Source organism: Humibacter antri, from assembly GCF_054777235.1.
On sequence record NZ_BAAHAW010000052.1, the window covers coordinates 1 to 1,151 of the forward strand.

The 1,151-nt window shown below is 66.6% G+C and carries 1 protein-coding gene; it reads left to right on the plus strand.

Annotated elements, in window-relative coordinates; genetic code table 11:
- Window positions 1-1,151, plus strand: a protein-coding gene (locus ACYVDK_RS18220) for an IS3 family transposase (protein WP_460524419.1) whose coding sequence is annotated in 2 segments (ribosomal slippage) — window positions 1-284 and window positions 287-1,151 — 1,149 coding nt annotated over the 2 segments. Because the reading frame shifts where the segments join, the coding sequence is not laid out codon by codon here. This gene is flagged as partial in the annotation.

Here is a 1,151-nt window from a genome sequence, read left to right on the forward strand (position 1 = left end):
TGCCCAAGCCATTTCCGAAAGAGTTCCGTGAGGACGTGCTCCGGGTCGCGCGGGGTCGGGAGCCGGGGGTCACGATCGCGCAGATCGCGAAGGACTTCGGGATCCATACCGGCACCGTGGAGAACTGGATGCGTGTCGAGCGGGTTGACGCGGGCGAGCAGCCCGGTGTGACCACGACGGAGGCCGCGGAGGTGCGGGAACTCCGTAAGCGCAACCGCCTTCTTGAGCAGGAAGTCGAGGTGCTGCGGAAAGCGACGGCGTATCTGTCGCAGGCGCATCTGCCGGGAAAATGATGTACCCGCTCGTGGAAGAGCTCGCCGTGTCGGGGATCCCCGTGACGGTGTCGTGCCGGGTTCTGAAGCTCTCCCGACAGCCGTACTACCGGTGGCTTCAGCGCCCCGTCACCGATCGTGAGTACGTGGAGGCGTATCGGGCGAACGCCTTGTTCGACGCGCATCAGGATGACCCCGAGTTCGGGCACCGGCTGCTCGCCGATGAAGCCCGAGATGCCGGGCAGGCGATGGCGGACCGCACCGCGTGGCGGATCGCGTCGGAGAACGGCTGGTGGAGCGTGTTCGGGAAGAAGCGCGGCAAGTCCAAGCGGCCCGGTCCCGCGGTCCACGACGACCTGTGTGCGGTGGTCGACGAGAACGGCCGTGTGCGGCACGAGTTCACCGCCGAGGCCCCGAACGAGCTGTGGTTGACCGACATCACCGAGCACGCGACCGCCGAGGGGAAGCTCTACTTGTGTGCGGTCAAGGACGCCTGCTCGGGCCGGATCGTGGGTTACTCGATCAGCCCCCGGATGAAGGCCCGACTGGCTGTTGACGCTCTGAACAACGCTGTGCAGATGCGCGGTGACGTTGCCGGATGCATCGTCCACAGTGACCGCGGGTCCCAATTCCGTAGCCGCAAATTCCTGCGCGCGCTGGGCCGTCACCGCCTGGTCGGTTCGATGGGCAGGGTCGCGTCCTGCGGCGACAACGCCGCGATGGAATCGTTCTTCAGCCTGCTGCAGAAGAACGTCCTGAACCGCCGCTCCTGGACCACCAGGGAACAGCTGCGGATCGCGATCGTGACCTGGATCGAGCGCACCTACCATCGCCGACGCCGCCAGGCCCGGCTCGGGCGTTTGACGCCCACCGAGTACG